We start from the raw sequence: 16,399 nt of genomic DNA, 5'->3' as shown, positions 1-16,399 counted from the left end.
GGGACCGCCGTGGATCAGCGCTCGAGCGCGGCGAACCTCTCGATGTCGGAGTTCGTGCCCGACACGATGATCAGGTCGTGGTTGGTGACCACGGTGTTGGCCTCCGCGTAGCGGAACGGCTTGCCCGGGCTCTTCACGCCGACAACCGTGACGTTGTACTTCGTGCGCACGCCCGACTCGTTCAGTCCGACGCCGCGGATGAACTTCGGCGGGTAGAGCTTGGCCAGCGCGAAGTCGTCGTCGAAGCGGATGAAGTCGAGCATGCGGCCGCTCACGAGGTGCGCGACGCGCTCGCCGGCCTCGCGCTCGGGGTAGATGACGTGGTTCGCGCCGACGCGGGCGAGGATCTTGCCGTGCGACTGCGACACCGCCTTCGCCCAGATCTGCGGCACCTTCAGGTCGACGAGATTGGCCGTGATGAGCACCGAGGCCTCGATCAATGAGCCCACGGCGACGACGGCGACCTGGAACTCCTGGGCGCCGATCTGCTTGAGCGCATCGATGTTGCGGGCGTCGGCCTGCACGGTGTGCGTCACGCGCTCGGACCACTTCTGCACGAGGTCCAGGCTCTCGTCGATCGCGAGCACCTCCCGATCGAGGCGGTCGAGCTCTCCGGCGCAGGCGGCGCCGAAGCGACCGAGTCCGATCACGAGGACGGGCGCGTCGCCCCTGATCCGCTCAACCAACGATCGGCCTTTCGACAGGAAGCGAGTACAACTGCGAACGGGATGCCGCGGCCACCGCCGCTGCGAGAGTCACTGTACCAACGCGTCCCATGACGATCGTGATCGCCAGCACATACACAGCCGGATCCGGCAGCTCCGCGGTGAGCCCCGTCGACAGCCCGACGGTGGCGAAGCCGGAGATGACGTCGAACAGCACGTCTCCGAGATCGGCCTTCGTGATCTGCGTGATGATGATGGTCGAGAGCGCGACGATCGTCGATCCCCACGCCACGACCGACAGCGCCACCCGGAGCACGTCGCTGGGTATGCGCCGGCCGAACACCTGGTTGGAGGCGCGTCCCTTGGCCTCCGAGACGACGGCGAGCGCGATCACCGCGAGCGTGGTGACCTTGATCCCGCCTGCCGTGGACGCCGAGCCGCCGCCGACGAACATGAGCATGCAGCCGACCAGCAGGCTGGACTGGTTGAGCTCGCCGATGTCGAGGATCGCGAACCCGCCGGATCTGGTCATGGCGGAGAGGAAGAACGCCTGGAACGTGGTGTCCCAGGCGTCCTCGGTGCCCAGGGTCAGCAGGTTGTCGTACTCGAGCACGAGGAAGACGGCTCCGCCCAGGAAGAACAGCAGCACCGTCGTGATGAGCGTCAGCTTGGCGTGCAGCGACCAGCGGCGCACGTGCCAGAGCTCGCGGCGGAGCGTGTAGATGACCGGGAAGCCGATCGAGCCGAGGAAGACGCCCGCCATCAGCGCCGTCAGGAAGAAGTAGTCGTGACGGAACGGCTCCAGGCCCTCGGCGTTGGGCGTGAAGCCCGTGTTGGTGAACGCCATCGCCGCGTAGAACGGCGCCTCCCACAGTGCCGCGTTCCACGGCACGCCCGCGAGGATGAGGCCGGGGAAGAGGAGGACGGCGATGATCGCCTCGATGACGAGGGTGGACAGCGCCACGGTGGCCAGCAGGCTGCCGATCTGGCCGAGCTGCACCGTCTGGCCCTCGTTGACCGGACCGCCGTGGGTGCGCAGCGGGTTCGAGTCGCTCGCGGCCATCAGCTTCGCGCGCAGCCCGAGACGGCGCGAGATCACCAGGCCCAGGATCGATGCCATCGTCAGCACGCCCAGCGCGCCGATCTGCACGCCCACGAACACCAGCACGTGGCCGAACGGCGACCAGTGCGTCGCCATGTCGACGGTGGCCAGGCCTGTGACGCAGATCGTCGAGACGGCCGTGAAGAACGCGTCGGCGAAGGGCGTCACCTCGCCGGTCGCGGAGGCGATCGGCAGCGAGAAGAGGCCCGTGAAGACGAGGATCAGCGACAGGAAGATGATGATGGCGAACCGTGCCGGGGAGCGCTGGGTCAGTTCGCGGAAGTACTCCTTGACACCGCGGCCGGCGCTGCGAAGCCGGGCCGCAGGGGTGACGGCGGCGCCTCGCCTGCCATCCGTCATGTGGTCTCCTCGTGCAGTGCGACCCCATGTCGACGGGCGCGGGGCGCCATCATGGTACTCCGCTGGGGTCCCGACTACTCTGAGCCTATGGCGGACATCTTCGACGTGATCGCGGACAGAACGCGTCGCGACATCCTGCGACTCCTCCTCGACCGCTCATCCGCCGGAGACCGGGGCACCAGCGTCTCGCACATCGTCACAGAGCTCGGAGCCAGCCAGCCGACCGTCTCGAAGCACCTCAAGGTGCTGCGCGACGCGCACCTGGTGTCGGTGCGCGAAGAGGGCCAGCACCGCTACTACAGTCTGTCCGCCGCCCCGCTCGACGAGGTCGATGACTGGCTCGTCCCCTTCCTCGACGACAACGGCGCCGCCGTGCCCGACGACGGCGCCGCCGCTGCGCTGCCGGACAGCGCTGCTCACGCGGCGGAGGTCGTCGGCCGCGCAGCGGCGTCGGCCAAGCACGCCCTGGAGAACGCGCTCAAGCGTCTGCCCGGTCGGTGACCTGCGACAAACCTTGAGGCCGCCGTCGGTCGTCGCCCGGCGCAGCGCCGGTCAGCGCCGTCCTGCCTTGCGCCGGAACAGCCAGGCTCCCCAGGCGAACGAGACGATGAGGATCGCCAGGCACCAGCCCACGGCCCACCAGGCGTTGTCGTCCATCGGCGTGCCCAGCAGCAGACTGCGCAGCGCTTCGATGATGGGCGTCACCGGCTGGTTCTCGGCAACCCACTGCAGCCACTCCGGCATGGTCGTGACCGGCACGAAGGCGCTCGAGAGGTACGGCACGAACAGGATGATGAACCCGTAGCCGTTCGCGGCCTCTGGGCTGCCTGCCGCCAGGCCGATCGCGGCGAACAGGTAGGTGATCGCGAGGATGTACAGCGCGATGAGGGCGATCGCACCCACCCAGCCCCACGCGCCGGCCGTGGGACGGAAGCCGACGAGGAGCGCGACGCCGATGACGACGCCGGTGGCCAGCAGGTTGCGCAGCAGGCTGGCGACCACGTGGCCGGTGAGCACGGCGCTCGCCCGGAGGGGCATGGTGCGGAACCGGTCGATGATCCCGGCCTTCATGTCGTTGGCGACATACACCGCCGTCGACGCCGCGCCGAAGCCGGCGCACAGCAGGATGATGCCCGGCACCACGTAGTCCACGTAGCCGCCCGTCGGATCGATCGCGCCGCCGAAGACGTAGGTGAAGAGCACCATGAGCAGCACCGGCAGCATGATCGCCATGACGAGCGACTCGCCGTCCCGCAGCGAGTGCAGCAGGCTCCGGCCGACGAAGACGCTCTCGGCGGTCAGGCCGGAGATGCGGGAGCGGAGGGCGGGGACAGGGGCGAGGGCGGTCATGCGAGCTCCTTGGCGGTGTCGGAGTGCCGGACGCCCGGTGCGCCGCGGCCGTCGGGCGAGGTGAGGGCGAGGAAGACGTCGTCGAGACTCGGCCGCCGGAGGGTCACGATGCCCTCGGCGCCGGATTCGTCGAGCACGTCCAGGGCCCGGCGGAGGCCCGAGACCGAGCCGTCGGTGGGGACCTCGCGCACGAGGGCGCCCTGCGGGTCGTGCACCTCGACGGTGTCGCCGCCGATGCGGGACTTGAGCGCTGCGGCGGTGCCACCGGCGACGACCCGACCGCCGTCGAGCACGGCGACGCGGTCGGCCAGCTGATCGGCCTCCTCGAGGTACTGGGTGGTGAGGAAGACGGTGGTGCCCGCGTCGGCGAGGGAGCGGATGACGTCCCACAGCTCGCGACGGCTGCGGGTGTCCAGTCCCGTCGTGGGCTCGTCGAGGAAGAGCACCTCGGGCGCGACGACGAAGCTGAGCGCCAGGTCCAGCCGCCGTCGCATGCCACCGGAGTAGGCGCCGACGCGGCGGGTCGCGGCATCCGTCAATCCGAATCGCTCCAGGAGCTCGGCGGCGCGGGCACGGGCAGCGCGGCGGTTCAGGCCCGACAGGCGGCCGAGCATGACCAGGTTCTCGGTGCCGGTGAGGGCGTCGTCGACCGCGGCGGATTGGCCGGTCAGGCTGATGCGCCGCTTCACCTGCTCGGGCTCGCGGGTCACGTCGAAGCCGGCGACGCCGGCCGTGCCGGCATCGGGGCGGACGAGCGTCGTCAGCACATTGATGGTGGTGGTCTTGCCGGCGCCGTTCGGACCCAGGAGGGCGAAGACCTCGCCCCGGCCCACGGCGAAGCTGACGCCGTCGAGGACGCGCTCGCGGCCGAACGTCTTGCGGAGCCCGTCGGCGACGATGACCGGCGGAGCGGCAGGGGAGTGCATGAGGTTCCTTTCGAGTACGTCGTAAACTGTTTATGCGACTAACTGTGTATCACACGATCATGAGGTGTACAACATAAACAGTCTTAGACTGACCGCATGACGGACGCAGTCGAGCCCGAGCTCCCGCGCGGCATCGCCCTGGCGTGGGGCATCGCCGCGAGTCCGCAGCGGGGGCCGAAGCGCGAGATGAGCGTGGAGCGCATCGTCGAGGCGGCGGTGGAGATCGCCGACGCCGACGGTCTCGGCGCCGTGTCGATGGCTGCGGTCGCGTCCCGCCTCGGATTCACGCCCATGTCGCTGTACCGCTACGTCAGCGCCAAGGACGACCTCATGCTGCTCATGCAGGAGGAGGCCACCGGTGCACCCTCGGAGGCGACGCGGACCGCGGGGGGCTGGCGGGAACGGCTCGAGGCGCTGTACCGCGAGCAGCTGCAGCACTATCTCGCCCACCCCTGGGTGCTCGAGATCCCGATCTCGGGCGTGCCGGCGACGCCGAACAGCGCCGCGTGGATGGATGCCGGCCTCAGCGCGCTCGCCGACACCCCGCTGTCGTACGAAGAGCGCCTCGCCGTGATGCTGCTCGTCACGGGCACCGCGCATTGGGCGGGGACGGTGCTGGCCGCCTACGCGCGGGTGGAGCGCGAGCAGGGACTTCGCGACGACGAGATCGCCCGCAAGGAGGACGCGCTGTTCCGAGCCCTGATCACGGCCGACGCGTATCCCGAGCTGCGCGCCGCGATCGAGGCCGGGGCGTTCCTGGACGAGTCCGATCCGTTCTCGTTCGCGCTCGCGCGCGGGCTCGACGGCGTAGGCGGCTACATCCAGGCGATCGGGGAGGGGCAGCGCCCGCCCCGCGAGTCCTGGTTCGCTCCCGACGATGCGGATCTCGTCGACGACAAGCGGTACCGGGAGGCGCAGCGGGCGGTGCGGGCGGCCGAGAAGGCGCTGCGCGATGCCCGGAAGATGGAGCGGCAGGTCGCGCGCGAGGCGCGGGATCGTCGCGCCCGCCAGCGCTCCGATGCATGACGGCGCTCACCAGCACCATCCGTCACAGCAGTTCACAGCAGCCCCGGTTTACACGCCGGTCCGCGGCGGTCTAAAGTGATCGCAGTACTTCTGGGGAAGGGGATCGACATGGCGGAACTGCCTGATGTGCGCTTCCTCACGGTGGCCGAGGTCGCCGAGTTGATGCGGGTGTCCAAGATGACGGTCTACCGCCTCGTCCACTCGGGCGAACTGCCGGCCGTCCGGTTCGGTCGCAGCTATCGCGTGCCCGAGACGGCGGTGACCGAGGCCCTGCAACGGCCGATCGCCGACGTCGGCTAGACTGTTCCGAGGCATTTTCCGTATCTGCCCGTTCCCGGGTGCGCACACGCCGCGCCCAGACCCCGACATAGTGAGGTTCTCCGTGGGTTCTGTCATCAAGAAGCGCCGCAAGCGCATGGCGAAGAAGAAGCACCGCAAGCTGCTTCGCAAGACTCGCCACCAGCGCCGCAACAAGAAGTAAGCGGCATCCGCACCAAGCGCCCCCACGGCGCTGCGCTTCGACAAGCCCAGCAACCGTCGGAAGGGGGCGCTTCGTGTATCCGGAATCCGCGTCCCGAGAGGCATCGATGAAGTCCATCACCGTCCAGCAGCTGCGCGAGCGCACCGGCGTTCCGCTGATCGACGTCCGCGAGGTCGACGAGTTCGCCGCCGGCCACGTGCCCGGCGCGATCAACATCCCGATGTCGGCCATCGGCGGCCGGCTCGACGAACTCCCCGACGGCGCGTTCGACGTCATCTGCGCGGTGGGCGGCCGCTCCGGCCGGGTCGTGGAGGCCCTCGAGGCTCGCGGCTACGACGCCACGAACGTCGACGGCGGAACCAACGACTGGGTCGCCTCGGGCTTTCCCGTCGAGCGCTGAGCGGCCGGCATGACCACCGTCACCCTCATCGGCAAGCCCGACTGCCATCTGTGCGACGTGGCCCGCGAGGTGGTCGAGACCGTCGTCGCCGAGCTGCCCGAGGACGCCGTCGACATCCAGGAGCTGTCGATCGCCGACGACCCGGCGCTGTACGCGCAGTGGTGGGAGAAGATCCCGGTCGTGCTCATCGACGGCGAGCTGCACGGCCACTGGCGCGTGTCGCCCGACCGCCTGCGCGCGGCGCTCGCCGGCTGAGCCGCGGCATCCGCCTCAGGGAGCGAGGCGGGTGGGGCCCCGGAAGAGGTAGGTGACCTCGCGAATGGACGACTCGCCCAGCAGCAGCATCATCACGCGGGCGAGACCCATGCCGAACCCGCCGTGGGGCGGGGCGCCGTAGCGGAAGAAGTCGAAGTAGAAGTCCAGGTGCTCGGGCTCGAGGCCCTTCTCCTGCGCCTGCTCGATGAGCACGTCGACGCGGTGCTCGCGCTGCGCGCCGGTCGTGATCTCGACACCCTTGAACAGGAGGTCGTACGACTTCGTCAGCCCGGTCTCCTCGTCGCGCATGTGGTAGAACGCGCGGATCTCGGGGTGGTAGTCGGTGATGAAGACGAACTGGTGGCCGTACGTCTCTTCGACGTGCGCGGAGATCTGCCGCTCGCCTTCGGGGTCGAGGTCGCCGTCGGTGCGCGGGATCTCGTAGCCACGGCTCTTGACGATCTCGCGGGCCTCGGCGAGCGGGATGCGCGGGAACGGGATCGCGGGCACCTGCACCTCGACGCCGAAGAGCTCCTCGATCTCGGCGCCGTGCTTGTCCTTGACGGCCTGGAAGCCTGCCTGTAGCAGCTCCTCCTGCATACGGGCGACGTCCTCGTGGGAGTCGATCCAGCTGATCTCGGCGTCGATCGAGGTGAACTCGGTGGCGTGGCGCGAGGTGAACGAGGGGTCCGCGCGGAAGGCGGGCGCGATCTCGAAGATCTTGCCGAAGCCGGCGACCTGGGCCATCTGCTTGAAGAACTGCGGGGACTGCGCGAGGTACGCCGTCTGCTCGCCGAAGTACTCCAGCGAGAAGAGCTCCGCATTGGACTCGGATGCCGAGGCCATGAGCTTCGGCGAGTGCACCTCGATGTAGTCGCGCTCGATCCAGTAGGTGCGGAAGGCGTGCTCGAGGGTCGTCTGCACGCGGAAGATCAGGTTGTTGCGGCGCTGACGGAGGTCGAGGAATCGCCAGTCCATGCGCTTGTCCATGCCGCTGTCGGCGGCGATGGGGGTCTCGGGCAGCGCAGCGGCCGCGATGTCGAGGCTCCAGATCTTGATCTCGACGCCGCCGAGCTTGACGCGCTCGTCGTGCTTCAGCTCGCCGCGGACGGTCAGGAACGTGCCCGTCGCGAGGTTCGAGATCGTCTCGGTGAGGGCGAGGGCCGCGGCATCCTGCTCCGAGCCGTCCTCCGCCGGGCGCGTCGCCGGATTCACCAGCTGCACCGCGCCCGTCTCATCGCGAAGGATGACGAACTGCACCTTCTTCTGGTCGCGGACGGTCTCGACCCACCCGGAGACGGAGACGGGGCCGTCGGAGAGACCCTGCAGCTGGTTGACGAGGACGCGTTCAGTCACGGTCGACAAGTCTACGTTGACCCGCAGCGGGTCAAGATCGAGTAGCGAGGAACGAGCGTACCGAGATCTCTCAGCGAGGAGATCGGCGTGTCGTCCCCGGCCGCGCTCCGCCGACGGTGTGGCATGTGGACGGTATCGAGCCGGAGGAGACGGAATGACGCAGTCGCGTCCGATGAAGGTCCTGGTGTGGGGCGAGAACCACCATGAGAAGCACGACGAGGCGACGCAGCGCCTGTACCCCGACAGCATGCACGCGACGATCGCCGCGGGCCTGCGGGCCGTCCTCGGCGCCGACGCCGTCGTGGACACGGCGACGCTCGACCAGCCCGAGCACGGGCTCACCGAGGAGCGGTTGGCCGACACCGATGTGCTCTTCTGGTGGGGGCATGCGCGGCACGACGCCGTGGACGACGCGGTCGTGGAACGGGTGCATCGCGCCGTGCTGGGCGGCATGGGGCTCGTGGTGCTGCACTCGGGGCACTTCTCGAAGATCTTCATCCGCCTCATGGGCACCACCTGCAGCCTCCGCTGGCGCCAAGGCGAGGACCGCGAGCTGGTCTGGACGGTCGCGCCGACGCATCCGATCGCGGCCGGCGTGCCGCATCCGATCGTCATTCCGGCGCAGGAGATGTACGGCGAGTTCTTCGATGTGCCGGCGCCCGACGAGCTGGTGTTCGTCTCGAGCTTCTCCGGGGGAGAGGTGTTCCGCTCGGGGATGACGTTCTCGCGCGGCCGCGGACGCATCTTCTACTTCTCGCCCGGTGACCAGGACTACCCCGTCTACCACCAGCCCGAGATCCAGCGCGTGCTCGGCAACGCGGCCGGCTGGGCGTTCCAGGACAGGCCGCGCGAGGTTCCGCGCCTGACCATGCACCGCACCGGAGAGTTCGCGACGCCCCGCTCGTGGGACGGGGAGGAGCTTCGATGAGGCAGGTCGTCCTGGTCGGCGCGGGTGCGATGGGCCGCGCGTGGATGGACACGGTCGCCCGACGGCCGGATCTGCGGGTCGGTGCGGTGGTGGACCTGTCGGTCGCGTCGGCGCAGCAGGCGGCACGCGAGCGCGGCTGGGACGTCCCGTGCGTCGCGACCGTCGAGGAGGCGTTGGCGACGGGGGACCGGCCGGACCTGCTTCTCAACGTCACCGTCCCCGACGCCCACCGCGCGGTCAGCGAGGCCGCTCTGCGTGCCGGGGTCCCGGTGCTCAGCGAGAAGCCGGTGACGCCGCGGGTGGCCGACGCGCTGGCGCTCGCCGCCATCAGCGAGCAGTGCGGCACGCTGCTGGCGACGAGCCAGTCCCGGCGGCACTCGCCGGGGCTGCGGGCGTTCAGAGACGCCGTGGCGGCATACGGCGGCGCCGCCCAGCTGGACGCGGCGTTCTTCCAGAACCCGCGCTTCGGCGGCTTCCGCGACGAGATGGAATCGCCGCTGCTCGTCGACATGGCCATCCACACGTTCGATCAGGCGCGCTTCGTGCTCGGCAGCGAACCGGAGTCCGTCTTCTGCGACGAGTTCTCGCCGCCATGGAGCTGGTACCGCGGCGGGGCGGCGGCCCACGCGGTCTTCCGTTTCGAGGACGGTGCGAGGTTCGGCTACTCCGGCAGCTGGTGCGCGGACGGGCTCACGACGTCGTGGAACGGCGCCTGGCGGGCGAGCGCGGCCGGCGGCTCGGTGGAGTGGGACGGCGAGACGTCGGTGCGCGCGCAGGACGGCGATGGACCGGTGCGGATGCGGCAACCGGCGGACGAGCCCGAGGGCTTGGACGCCGCCCTCGCCGAATTCCTCGACGCGCTCGAGGGCGGGCCGGCTCCTTCGGGCGAGATCCGATCGAACATCTGGAGCCTGGCGATGGTGGAGGCGGCGGTCGCGTCCGCACGCTCGGGTGCCCCGGCGAGATTCGACGAGGTGTTCGCTCAGGCGGCGGCAGCGTGCGTCGAGAGCGCGCGGACGGCCGGAGACGACGCCACCGCGGACCTGGTCGCGTCCTGGGGTGGCGCTCCGCCCCGCTGACGCCGGGTCGCCGGGGTGCGATGCGCTGCCGACCGCCTGGGTCGCCCGCCCGCCCGCGCAGGAGCTATCCTCCGATCCATGCGAGGCGTTCGCGAGACGGCTGGAGGTCCGGCATGACAGGCGCGTATCCCGGCGGGCCCCACGCCGCCCCCTTACCGGCGAAACCGCCCGTGAGGACCCTCGACGTGGTCATCACCATCATCCTCCTGGTCGGCGACGCCGTGCTGGCCGGCCTCGCGTCCTTCATGGGGATGTTCCTCGTGATGGCGTCGGACCCGTGCGGCGTCCGCGACTGCAGCACCGATCTGATCACGCTGGGCTGGCTCATGGGCATGATCCTGCCGTGGGTGGCCTTCGCGGCGACCGCGATCGTGTCCATCGTGCTCATGGTCAAGCGCCGCCTCGCATTCTGGGTGCCGCTGGCCGGTGCGGCGCTCATCGTGCTCTCCCTCGTGCTGGCCTTCACCGTGACCGCCGCGGGAGTGCCCGAAGCCGGCGTCTGACGGCGGCTCAGGCATCCCCCACGGCGATCGGGGGGCCAGCCCCCGGGTTTCGCCCATGTTCCTTCCGTAGCGTGGAGGAGTCGCGCCCGGACGGGCCGCGGCCGCCGCCACCAGATGCCACCGACGGACGGGATCCGACGAATGACGACCGCGACGACGACCGCAGCGACGACCGACGGTTCGTGGCTCACCACGCTCTCCGACTGGGCCGTGTCGCTCATGGAGATCATCGGACCGGTCGGAGCCGGCGTCGCCATCGCGCTGGAGAACCTCTTCCCGCCGCTTCCGAGCGAGGTCATCCTGCCGATGGCCGGGCTCGCCGCCAGCCGAGGCTCCTTCTCGCTCGTGGAGGCGCTCGTGTGGACCACGGCGGGCTCCGTGATCGGCGCGCTCCTCCTGTACGGACTGGGGGTGTGGCTGGGGCTGGGGCGCCTGCGCGCGATCGCCGCGAAGGTGCCGCTGCTGCATCCCGAGGACATCGACCGCACCGTGGCCTGGTTCGGCCGGCACGGCGGCAAGGCGGTGTTCTTCGGGCGGATGATCCCGATCTTCCGCAGCCTCGTCTCGATCCCGGCGGGGATCACGAGGATGCCGGTGTGGCGCTTCACGCTGCTGACCGCGGCCGGCAGCCTGCTGTGGAACTCGATCTTCGTGCTGTCGGGCTACTTCCTCGGAGAGTCGTGGCACATCGTCGAGCGGTACGCCGACCTCCTCCAGTACGTCGTCATCGGCGTCACGGTGCTCGCGGTCGGCTGGTTCCTCGTCGTGCGCATCCGTGCGCTCCTCGGCGAGCGCGCGGGAAGCGCCGAGCCGGACCTGGACTGACGCTCAGCCGCCCCACAGAACCGGCGCACGTAGACTGGTGCGGTGCCCGCCGACCGCCTCCATCTCGTGCGTCACGGGGAGGTCCACAACCCCCGACGCGTGCTCTACGGTCGACTTCCGGGATTCGGGCTGAGCGCGGACGGGCGTCGGATGGCCCGCCAGGCGGCCGAGTACCTGCAGTCGCTCGAACGCCCCGTCTCGGCACTCGTCTCCTCGCCGCTGCAGCGCACGCAGGAGTCGGCCGAGGCGTTCACCGAACTGTTCGGGCTCGAGCCGGTGCTCGACGAGCGTGTGATCGAGCCCACCAACGTCTTCGAGGGCAAGCGCATGATGATGGCCCTCCTCAATCCGTGGAACTGGCGGCACCTGAGCAAGCCCGCGCTGCCCAGCTGGGGAGAGCCGTACGCCGACGTCGTCGGCCGCATGAACTCGGCGATGACCCACGCATGGGACTCGGCCGACGGGGGCGATGTCGTGGTCGTCTCGCACCAGCTGCCCATCTGGATCACCCACCTCGCCGTGGCGGGCCTCCCGCTGCGCCACGACCCTCGCGCGCGACGCTGTGCGCTGTCGAGCGTGACGAGCTTCGAGATGGTCGACGGGAAGTGGACCGAGACCGCCTACGCGGAGCCGGCGTCGACGGCCGGCGCCGTGGATGTGGGGGCGGTATGACCACCGGGCACCGGCCGCGGACGACGCGTCGCGGAGCGAGGGCGCGGGCTGCGGCATCCGCGCTCCTGGCCATCGGGCTGATCGCCGGGCTGGCGGCGTGTTCGGAGGACCCGCTGGCCGAGCAGTACCGCTCGGGTGACAACAAGGGCTTCGTCGCCGCCGACGGCTTCCGCGTGGTCGAGATCCCGGCCGCGGAGCGCACCGACCCGGTCGACTTCGAGGCCGTCCTCGACACCGGCGGCACCGCATCCAGCGCCGACTACGCCGGCCAGGTGCTCGTCGTGAACTTCTGGTACGCCGGCTGCGCGCCGTGCCGCGTCGAGGCCCCCGAGCTCGCCGCCGCCGATGCCGCGTTCGAGGGCCAGGACGTGTCGTTCCTCGGGGTGAACCTGTACGACGGCGCGGAGGCGTCGCGGGCGTTCGCGTCGACGTACGGCGTCGGGTACCCGAGCGCGCTGGCCACCGAGGACGGTTCGATCAAGCTCGCGTTCGCGGGGGAGACGCCGCTGAACGCCGTCCCGGTCACGCTCGTGCTCGACAAGGACGGCCGCGTCGCGGCACGCCTGGTCGGACAGATCGATGACGCGTCGATCCTCGAGACCTTGGTGCGCGAGACGCTGGAGGAGACGTGAGCATCGGCGCGCTGGTGGCCGACGGGTCGCTCCTCGTCGCCATCCCGATCGCCATCCTCGCCGGGGCGATCTCGTTCCTCTCGCCGTGCGTGCTGCCGCTCGTGCCGGGCTACCTCGGCTTCATCGGCGGCGCGGTGAGCCCGCGTCCCGCCGCGGTGACGGTGGGAGCCTCGACGGCCTCGGCGACGGGAACCGGGACCGGCGCTGCGGCGGCCGGCGCGCCGGCGCCGGACGTCGTCGAAGGACCCGGCCGCGGCCGGCTCGTGCTCGGCGTCGTCCTGTTCATCGCGGGCTTCACCGTGGTGTTCGTCAGCATCGCGATGCTCGGCGGGACGCTCGGCCGCTTCCTGGTCGAGTACGCCGAGGTCATCACGCGCATCCTGGGCGTCGTCATCATCGCCATGGGCCTGGTCTTCATCGGCTGGCTCGGGGTCGCGCAGCGGATCGCGCGCCCGCAGGTGCGCGGCAACCTCGGGCTCATCGGGGCCCCGCTGCTGGGCGTCGCGCTCGGGATCGGCTGGGCGCCGTGCATCGGCCCGACGCTCGCCGTCATCCTCACGATGGCGTTCGACTCGGGTTCCGCCGCGCGCGCCGCGCTCCTCGGTGTCGCGTACTCGCTGGGCCTCGGCATCCCGTTCCTGCTCCTCACTCTCGGCTTCGGGTGGGCGACCAGATCGGTGTCGTTCGTGCGGCGCCACATCCGCGTGGTCAACCTCGTCGGCGGCGCACTGCTGGTCGTGCTCGGCCTGCTGATGGTGACGGGTGTCTGGACGGCGATCATGGCTCAGCTGCAGGGGGTGTTCGCGAGTGTCCCGGCCCCGCTCTGAGTCGCCGGCGGGCCCGTCATCGCCCGCCGAGCCCGTCGAAGGGACCCTGCGTCCCTCGGACCACGCCGACGGCGACGCGCCGGCGGCGGCCTCGGACGTCGAGCAGCCCGCACTGGGCGTGGTCGGCTGGCTCCGCTGGGGATGGCGGCAGCTCACGTCGATGCGCACGGCACTGGTGCTGCTGCTGCTCCTCGCGATCGCGGCCGTGCCCGGGTCGCTGGTGCCGCAGCGCAGCGCCGACCCGAACGGCGTCCGCCAGTACTTCGTCGACAACCCCGACCTCGCGCCCGTGCTCGACAACCTGAGCCTCTTCGACGTCTACACGTCGCCCTGGTTCTCGGCGATCTACATCCTGCTGTTCATCTCGCTCGTCGGGTGCGTCATCCCGCGCACGAAGCACCACTACAAGGCCATGCGGGCTCAGCCGCCTCGCACCCCCGCCCGACTGTCGCGGCTGGACGCGCACCGCTCCGAGGTCCTGGAGTTCGCGGGTGCCGAGGAGGCCGCCGCCGGCGCGTCGACCGCGATCGACGCCGCGCGGCAGCAGCTGCGCAAGGCCGGCTACCGGGTCGAGCGGTACGACGCGGCCGGGACGACGTCGGTGTCGGCCGAGCGCGGCTACCTGCGCGAGACGGGCAACCTCGTCTTCCACGGCGCGCTGGTCGGCGTCCTGCTCGCGGTCGGCATCGGCGGCGGCTTCACCTACACCGGGCAGACGGTCATCATCGAAGGCCGCACGTGGGTCAACACGATGCTCGACTACACGTCCTTCAACCCCGGGCGCTTCGTCGACGAGGACGCGCTCGAGCCGTACGCGCTGACGCTCGACGAGTTCTCGCTGTCGTACGTGGCTCCGGGGCAGCAGGGCGCGGGGCAGGCCGGGGACTTCGTCGCGCACCTGACGACGCAGTTCCCCGACGCCGACGCCGCGCAGGGCGAGGTGCGGGTGAACCATCCGCTCGAGATCGCCGGCGACCGCATCTACCTCATGGGCAACGGCTACGCCCCGACGATCACGATCCGCGACACCGACGGCGAGGTCGTGTTCTCCGAGCCGGTGCCCTTCCTGCCGCAGGACAACAACATGACCTCGCAGGGCGTCGTGAAGGTGCCCGACGGACTGCGCGAGCAGGTCGGCCTGGTCGGGTTCTTCTACCCGACCGCGCAGGAGCTCACCAACGGCGCGTTCACGTCGGTGTACGGCGACCTCGAGTACCCGATGCTCACGTTCTGGGTGTACTCGGGCGATCTCGGCATCAACGACGGCGTCCCCCGGTCGGTGTACACGCTGGATCCGAGCGAGATGACGCAGCTCGCCGGCGGCGACTCGGGTACGCAGGCGCTGGCGCTCATGCCCGGCGAGACGGTGGACCTGCCCGACGGGCTGGGCTCGATCTCGTTCGACGACGAGTCCGGGGAGGGCGCCGCCGACTTCAAGGAGTCCGTCAAGCGCTACGTGTCGCTGTCGATCCACCGGGACGCGTCGGCGACCTGGGTGCTCGTGTTCGCGACGCTCGCAACCGCTGGACTGCTCGCCGCCCTCTTCGTCCCCCGCCGTCGCATGTGGGTCAAGGCCACGACCGAGGGCCACACGGTCCGGCTGGAGTACGCCGGCCTCGCCCGCGGCGAGGACCCGACCCTCGACGCAGCGGTCGCCCAGCTCGCCCAGCAGCATCTCGCGTCGCTGGCCGCCCCCGCCGCCTCGTCCGCGCCCGACCGGAGCCCGAGGCCTGAATCAACCCCGGAAGTAGACTGAGCCCATGCCCGATGCCTCCTCGTTCTCGCTCGACTCGGTCTCGGTGCTCCTGGTCTGGACGGCCATCGCGGTCTACGCGCTGGCCTTCATCGGGTACGCCGTCGACCTCGCCCGCCGCGGTGCGGTCGCCGTCGACTCGAGGGATGCCGCAGCCCGCAGCGTGCGCGAGCGTCAGCTCGTCGCCGCCGGCGGCGCCGGTGCGGACCGCTCGGGTCCCGTCCAGCGGCTCCGCGATCAGGAGGTCGCGTCGGAGGCGGCGCTCAACGCCCCCGTCGGCCGCCGCCAGCGCCTCGTGTGGGCGCGCATCGGCACCTCCCTGACCGTGCTCGGCTTCCTGTTCCACCTCGGCGGAGACGTCACCCGCGGGATCGCGGCGGGCCGCGTGCCGTGGTCGAACATGTACGAGTTCGCCCTCACCGGCACGCTCCTCATCGTCGCGGTGTACCTCGGGGTGCTGTTCCGCTACGACCTGCGGTTCCTCGGGACGTTCATCACCGGCCTCACGGTCATTCTGCTGGGCGGCACGGCGATCTGGTTCTACACCGACATCGTCCCGCTCATGGATCCGCTGAAGTCGGTGTGGCTCGTCATCCACGTCTTCGTCGCGTCGCTGGCCACAGCGCTGTTCGCCCTCGCCTTCGGGCTCTCGGTGCTGCAGCTCATGCAGGGCCGCCGCGAGCGCAAGGTGGCTGCCGCCGACCGTGCGGCGCGCGACGGCGCCGGCGAGAGCGGGACGGTCAAGACCGGCCCCGGGTTCCTCCGCACGCTTCCGAGCGCCGACGCCCTGGAGTCGCTGGCGTACCGGTTCGCGATCCTCGGCTTCATCTTCTGGACGTTCACCCTGATCGCCGGCTCCATCTGGGCCAACGACGCGTGGGGCCGCTACTGGGGCTTCGACACCAAGGAAGTGTGGACCTTCGTCATCTGGGTGCTGTACGCCGGCTACATCCACGCCCGAGCGACGCGCGGCTGGCGCGGGGCGCGCTCCGCGTGGCTGTCGATCATCGGCTTCACGGCCGTGATCTTCAACTTCACCATCGTGAACATGTTCTTCAAGGGCCTCCACGCCTATTCCGGCCTGAGCTGACTCCCTGATCGTGCCCCTCGCCTCCCGGCGTCTTGATGTCAACCCGGCTGGCTCCGCGCAGCAGGTCGGCGACAGCGGCAGGAGCGCGGGCCCGAGGACCCGCCCGGCGAATCGGTGCTGACGCACCCCTGACATGACGAAGGCCCGCGACCTTGGGGTCGCGGGCCTT

The 16,399-nt window shown here is 70.4% G+C and carries 20 protein-coding genes; 15 read left to right on the top strand and 5 right to left on the bottom strand.

Features of this window, described 5'->3' with window-relative positions; all coding sequences use genetic code 11:
- Positions 1–14: 14 nt before the first annotated feature.
- The gene (locus tag ACWGUG_RS10975; protein WP_336394756.1) at positions 15–686 is read right to left on the bottom strand and encodes a potassium channel family protein; all 672 of its coding nucleotides are present in this window, start codon (positions 684–686) and stop codon (positions 15–17) included.
- Entirely contained in the window at positions 679–2,127 is a 1,449-nt protein-coding gene (locus ACWGUG_RS10970; protein WP_378883594.1) for a TrkH family potassium uptake protein, read from the bottom strand. Before ACWGUG_RS10970 ends, ACWGUG_RS10975 begins: the two co-directional genes overlap by 8 nt.
- Positions 2,128–2,214: 87 nt before the next feature.
- Between ACWGUG_RS10970 and ACWGUG_RS10965 the strand changes: the two genes are divergently transcribed.
- Positions 2,215–2,628, top strand: a complete 414-nt coding sequence (locus ACWGUG_RS10965; protein WP_336394758.1) for an ArsR/SmtB family transcription factor — start codon at positions 2,215–2,217, stop codon at positions 2,626–2,628.
- Positions 2,629–2,679: 51 nt separating this feature from the next.
- On the opposite strand, the gene ACWGUG_RS10960 is transcribed toward ACWGUG_RS10965, so the two are convergent.
- Complete coding sequence (locus ACWGUG_RS10960) at positions 2,680–3,477, bottom strand: ABC transporter permease (protein WP_452324681.1); 798 nt, start codon at positions 3,475–3,477, stop codon at positions 2,680–2,682.
- The gene (locus ACWGUG_RS10955; RefSeq protein ID WP_336394760.1) at positions 3,474–4,403 is read right to left on the bottom strand and encodes an ATP-binding cassette domain-containing protein; all 930 of its coding nucleotides are present in this window, start codon (positions 4,401–4,403) and stop codon (positions 3,474–3,476) included. The genes ACWGUG_RS10960 and ACWGUG_RS10955 overlap by 4 nt, the downstream gene beginning before the upstream one ends.
- A 96-nt stretch (positions 4,404–4,499) precedes the next feature.
- Between ACWGUG_RS10955 and ACWGUG_RS10950 the strand changes: the two genes are divergently transcribed.
- From ACWGUG_RS10950 to ACWGUG_RS10930, 5 genes are all read left to right on the top strand, one after another.
- Positions 4,500–5,429: a TetR/AcrR family transcriptional regulator gene (locus ACWGUG_RS10950; RefSeq protein ID WP_336394761.1), complete on the top strand. Its 930-nt coding sequence runs from the start codon at positions 4,500–4,502 to the stop codon at positions 5,427–5,429.
- Positions 5,430–5,537: 108 nt separating this feature from the next.
- Positions 5,538–5,729 carry a helix-turn-helix domain-containing protein gene (locus ACWGUG_RS10945; RefSeq protein WP_336394762.1) on the top strand — a complete coding sequence of 64 codons (192 nt, stop codon included), beginning with the start codon at positions 5,538–5,540 and terminating at the stop codon, positions 5,727–5,729.
- An 82-nt stretch (positions 5,730–5,811) separates the two neighbouring features.
- Positions 5,812–5,910 carry a 30S ribosomal protein bS22 gene (locus ACWGUG_RS10940; RefSeq protein WP_003792170.1) on the top strand — a complete coding sequence of 33 codons (99 nt, stop codon included), beginning with the start codon at positions 5,812–5,814 and terminating at the stop codon, positions 5,908–5,910.
- Positions 5,911–6,016: 106 nt separating this feature from the next.
- Positions 6,017–6,310 (top strand): rhodanese-like domain-containing protein, encoded by a 294-nt coding sequence (locus tag ACWGUG_RS10935; RefSeq protein WP_336394765.1) that lies wholly within the window; start codon positions 6,017–6,019, stop codon positions 6,308–6,310.
- 9 nt (positions 6,311–6,319) lie between these two features.
- On the top strand, positions 6,320–6,565 hold the full coding sequence (locus ACWGUG_RS10930; protein ID WP_336394766.1) for a glutaredoxin family protein: 246 nt from the start codon (positions 6,320–6,322) through the stop codon (positions 6,563–6,565).
- A 15-nt stretch (positions 6,566–6,580) separates the two neighbouring features.
- On the opposite strand, the gene aspS is transcribed toward ACWGUG_RS10930, so the two are convergent.
- Positions 6,581–7,921, bottom strand: a complete 1,341-nt coding sequence (gene aspS, locus ACWGUG_RS10925; protein ID WP_452324680.1) for an aspartate--tRNA(Asn) ligase — start codon at positions 7,919–7,921, stop codon at positions 6,581–6,583.
- 154 nt (positions 7,922–8,075) lie between these two features.
- Between aspS and ACWGUG_RS10920 the strand changes: the two genes are divergently transcribed.
- From ACWGUG_RS10920 to ccsB, 9 genes are all read left to right on the top strand, one after another.
- Complete coding sequence (locus tag ACWGUG_RS10920; RefSeq protein ID WP_336394768.1) at positions 8,076–8,849, top strand: ThuA domain-containing protein; 774 nt, start codon at positions 8,076–8,078, stop codon at positions 8,847–8,849.
- Complete coding sequence (locus ACWGUG_RS10915) at positions 8,846–9,928, top strand: Gfo/Idh/MocA family protein (RefSeq protein WP_452324679.1); 1,083 nt, start codon at positions 8,846–8,848, stop codon at positions 9,926–9,928. The genes ACWGUG_RS10920 and ACWGUG_RS10915 overlap by 4 nt, the downstream gene beginning before the upstream one ends.
- Positions 9,929–9,948: 20 nt before the next feature.
- On the top strand, positions 9,949–10,431 hold the full coding sequence (locus ACWGUG_RS10910) for a DUF6264 family protein (protein WP_452324678.1): 483 nt from the start codon (positions 9,949–9,951) through the stop codon (positions 10,429–10,431).
- A 141-nt stretch (positions 10,432–10,572) separates the two neighbouring features.
- A complete protein-coding gene (locus ACWGUG_RS10905) occupies positions 10,573–11,256 on the top strand; it encodes a DedA family protein (protein ID WP_452324677.1) in 684 nt (227 codons plus the stop codon).
- Positions 11,257–11,298: 42 nt separating this feature from the next.
- Positions 11,299–11,928 carry a histidine phosphatase family protein gene (locus ACWGUG_RS10900; RefSeq protein WP_336394772.1) on the top strand — a complete coding sequence of 210 codons (630 nt, stop codon included), beginning with the start codon at positions 11,299–11,301 and terminating at the stop codon, positions 11,926–11,928.
- On the top strand, positions 11,925–12,560 hold the full coding sequence (locus tag ACWGUG_RS10895) for a TlpA family protein disulfide reductase (RefSeq protein ID WP_452324676.1): 636 nt from the start codon (positions 11,925–11,927) through the stop codon (positions 12,558–12,560). Before ACWGUG_RS10900 ends, ACWGUG_RS10895 begins: the two co-directional genes overlap by 4 nt.
- Positions 12,557–13,387, top strand: a complete 831-nt coding sequence (locus tag ACWGUG_RS10890) for a cytochrome c biogenesis CcdA family protein (RefSeq protein WP_452324675.1) — start codon at positions 12,557–12,559, stop codon at positions 13,385–13,387. The genes ACWGUG_RS10895 and ACWGUG_RS10890 overlap by 4 nt, the downstream gene beginning before the upstream one ends.
- Positions 13,368–15,143 (top strand): cytochrome c biogenesis protein ResB, encoded by a 1,776-nt coding sequence (gene resB, locus ACWGUG_RS10885; RefSeq protein WP_452324674.1) that lies wholly within the window; start codon positions 13,368–13,370, stop codon positions 15,141–15,143. Before ACWGUG_RS10890 ends, resB begins: the two co-directional genes overlap by 20 nt.
- Before the next feature lie 4 nt (positions 15,144–15,147).
- On the top strand, positions 15,148–16,230 hold the full coding sequence (ccsB, locus tag ACWGUG_RS10880; protein ID WP_452324673.1) for a c-type cytochrome biogenesis protein CcsB: 1,083 nt from the start codon (positions 15,148–15,150) through the stop codon (positions 16,228–16,230).
- The last annotated feature ends 169 nt before the right edge of the window (positions 16,231–16,399 follow it).

The organism is Microbacterium sp. NPDC055455 (assembly GCF_053619935.1).
The sequence above is the reverse complement of the archived record's forward strand: the minus strand, read 5'-3'. Positions and strand labels throughout refer to the sequence as shown.

Excerpts from the sequence above, each read along its gene's own strand:
- ACWGUG_RS10970 (WP_378883594.1), bottom strand. The coding sequence starts at position 2,127 with ATGACGGATGGCAGGCGAGGCGCCGCCGTCACCCCTGCGGCCCGGCTT.
- ACWGUG_RS10965 (WP_336394758.1), top strand. The coding sequence starts at position 2,215 with ATGGCGGACATCTTCGACGTGATCGCGGACAGAACGCGTCGCGACATC.
- ACWGUG_RS10960 (WP_452324681.1), bottom strand. The coding sequence starts at position 3,477 with ATGACCGCCCTCGCCCCTGTCCCCGCCCTCCGCTCCCGCATCTCCGGC.
- ACWGUG_RS10955 (WP_336394760.1), bottom strand. The coding sequence starts at position 4,403 with ATGCACTCCCCTGCCGCTCCGCCGGTCATCGTCGCCGACGGGCTCCGC.
- ACWGUG_RS10950 (WP_336394761.1), top strand. The coding sequence starts at position 4,500 with ATGACGGACGCAGTCGAGCCCGAGCTCCCGCGCGGCATCGCCCTGGCG.
- ACWGUG_RS10945 (WP_336394762.1), top strand. The coding sequence starts at position 5,538 with ATGGCGGAACTGCCTGATGTGCGCTTCCTCACGGTGGCCGAGGTCGCC.
- ACWGUG_RS10935 (WP_336394765.1), top strand. The coding sequence starts at position 6,017 with ATGAAGTCCATCACCGTCCAGCAGCTGCGCGAGCGCACCGGCGTTCCG.
- ACWGUG_RS10930 (WP_336394766.1), top strand. The coding sequence starts at position 6,320 with ATGACCACCGTCACCCTCATCGGCAAGCCCGACTGCCATCTGTGCGAC.
- ACWGUG_RS10920 (WP_336394768.1), top strand. The coding sequence starts at position 8,076 with ATGACGCAGTCGCGTCCGATGAAGGTCCTGGTGTGGGGCGAGAACCAC.
- ACWGUG_RS10915 (WP_452324679.1), top strand. The coding sequence starts at position 8,846 with ATGAGGCAGGTCGTCCTGGTCGGCGCGGGTGCGATGGGCCGCGCGTGG.
- ACWGUG_RS10910 (WP_452324678.1), top strand. The coding sequence starts at position 9,949 with ATGCGCTGCCGACCGCCTGGGTCGCCCGCCCGCCCGCGCAGGAGCTAT.
- ACWGUG_RS10905 (WP_452324677.1), top strand. The coding sequence starts at position 10,573 with ATGACGACCGCGACGACGACCGCAGCGACGACCGACGGTTCGTGGCTC.
- ACWGUG_RS10895 (WP_452324676.1), top strand. The coding sequence starts at position 11,925 with ATGACCACCGGGCACCGGCCGCGGACGACGCGTCGCGGAGCGAGGGCG.
- ccsB (WP_452324673.1), top strand. The coding sequence starts at position 15,148 with ATGCCCGATGCCTCCTCGTTCTCGCTCGACTCGGTCTCGGTGCTCCTG.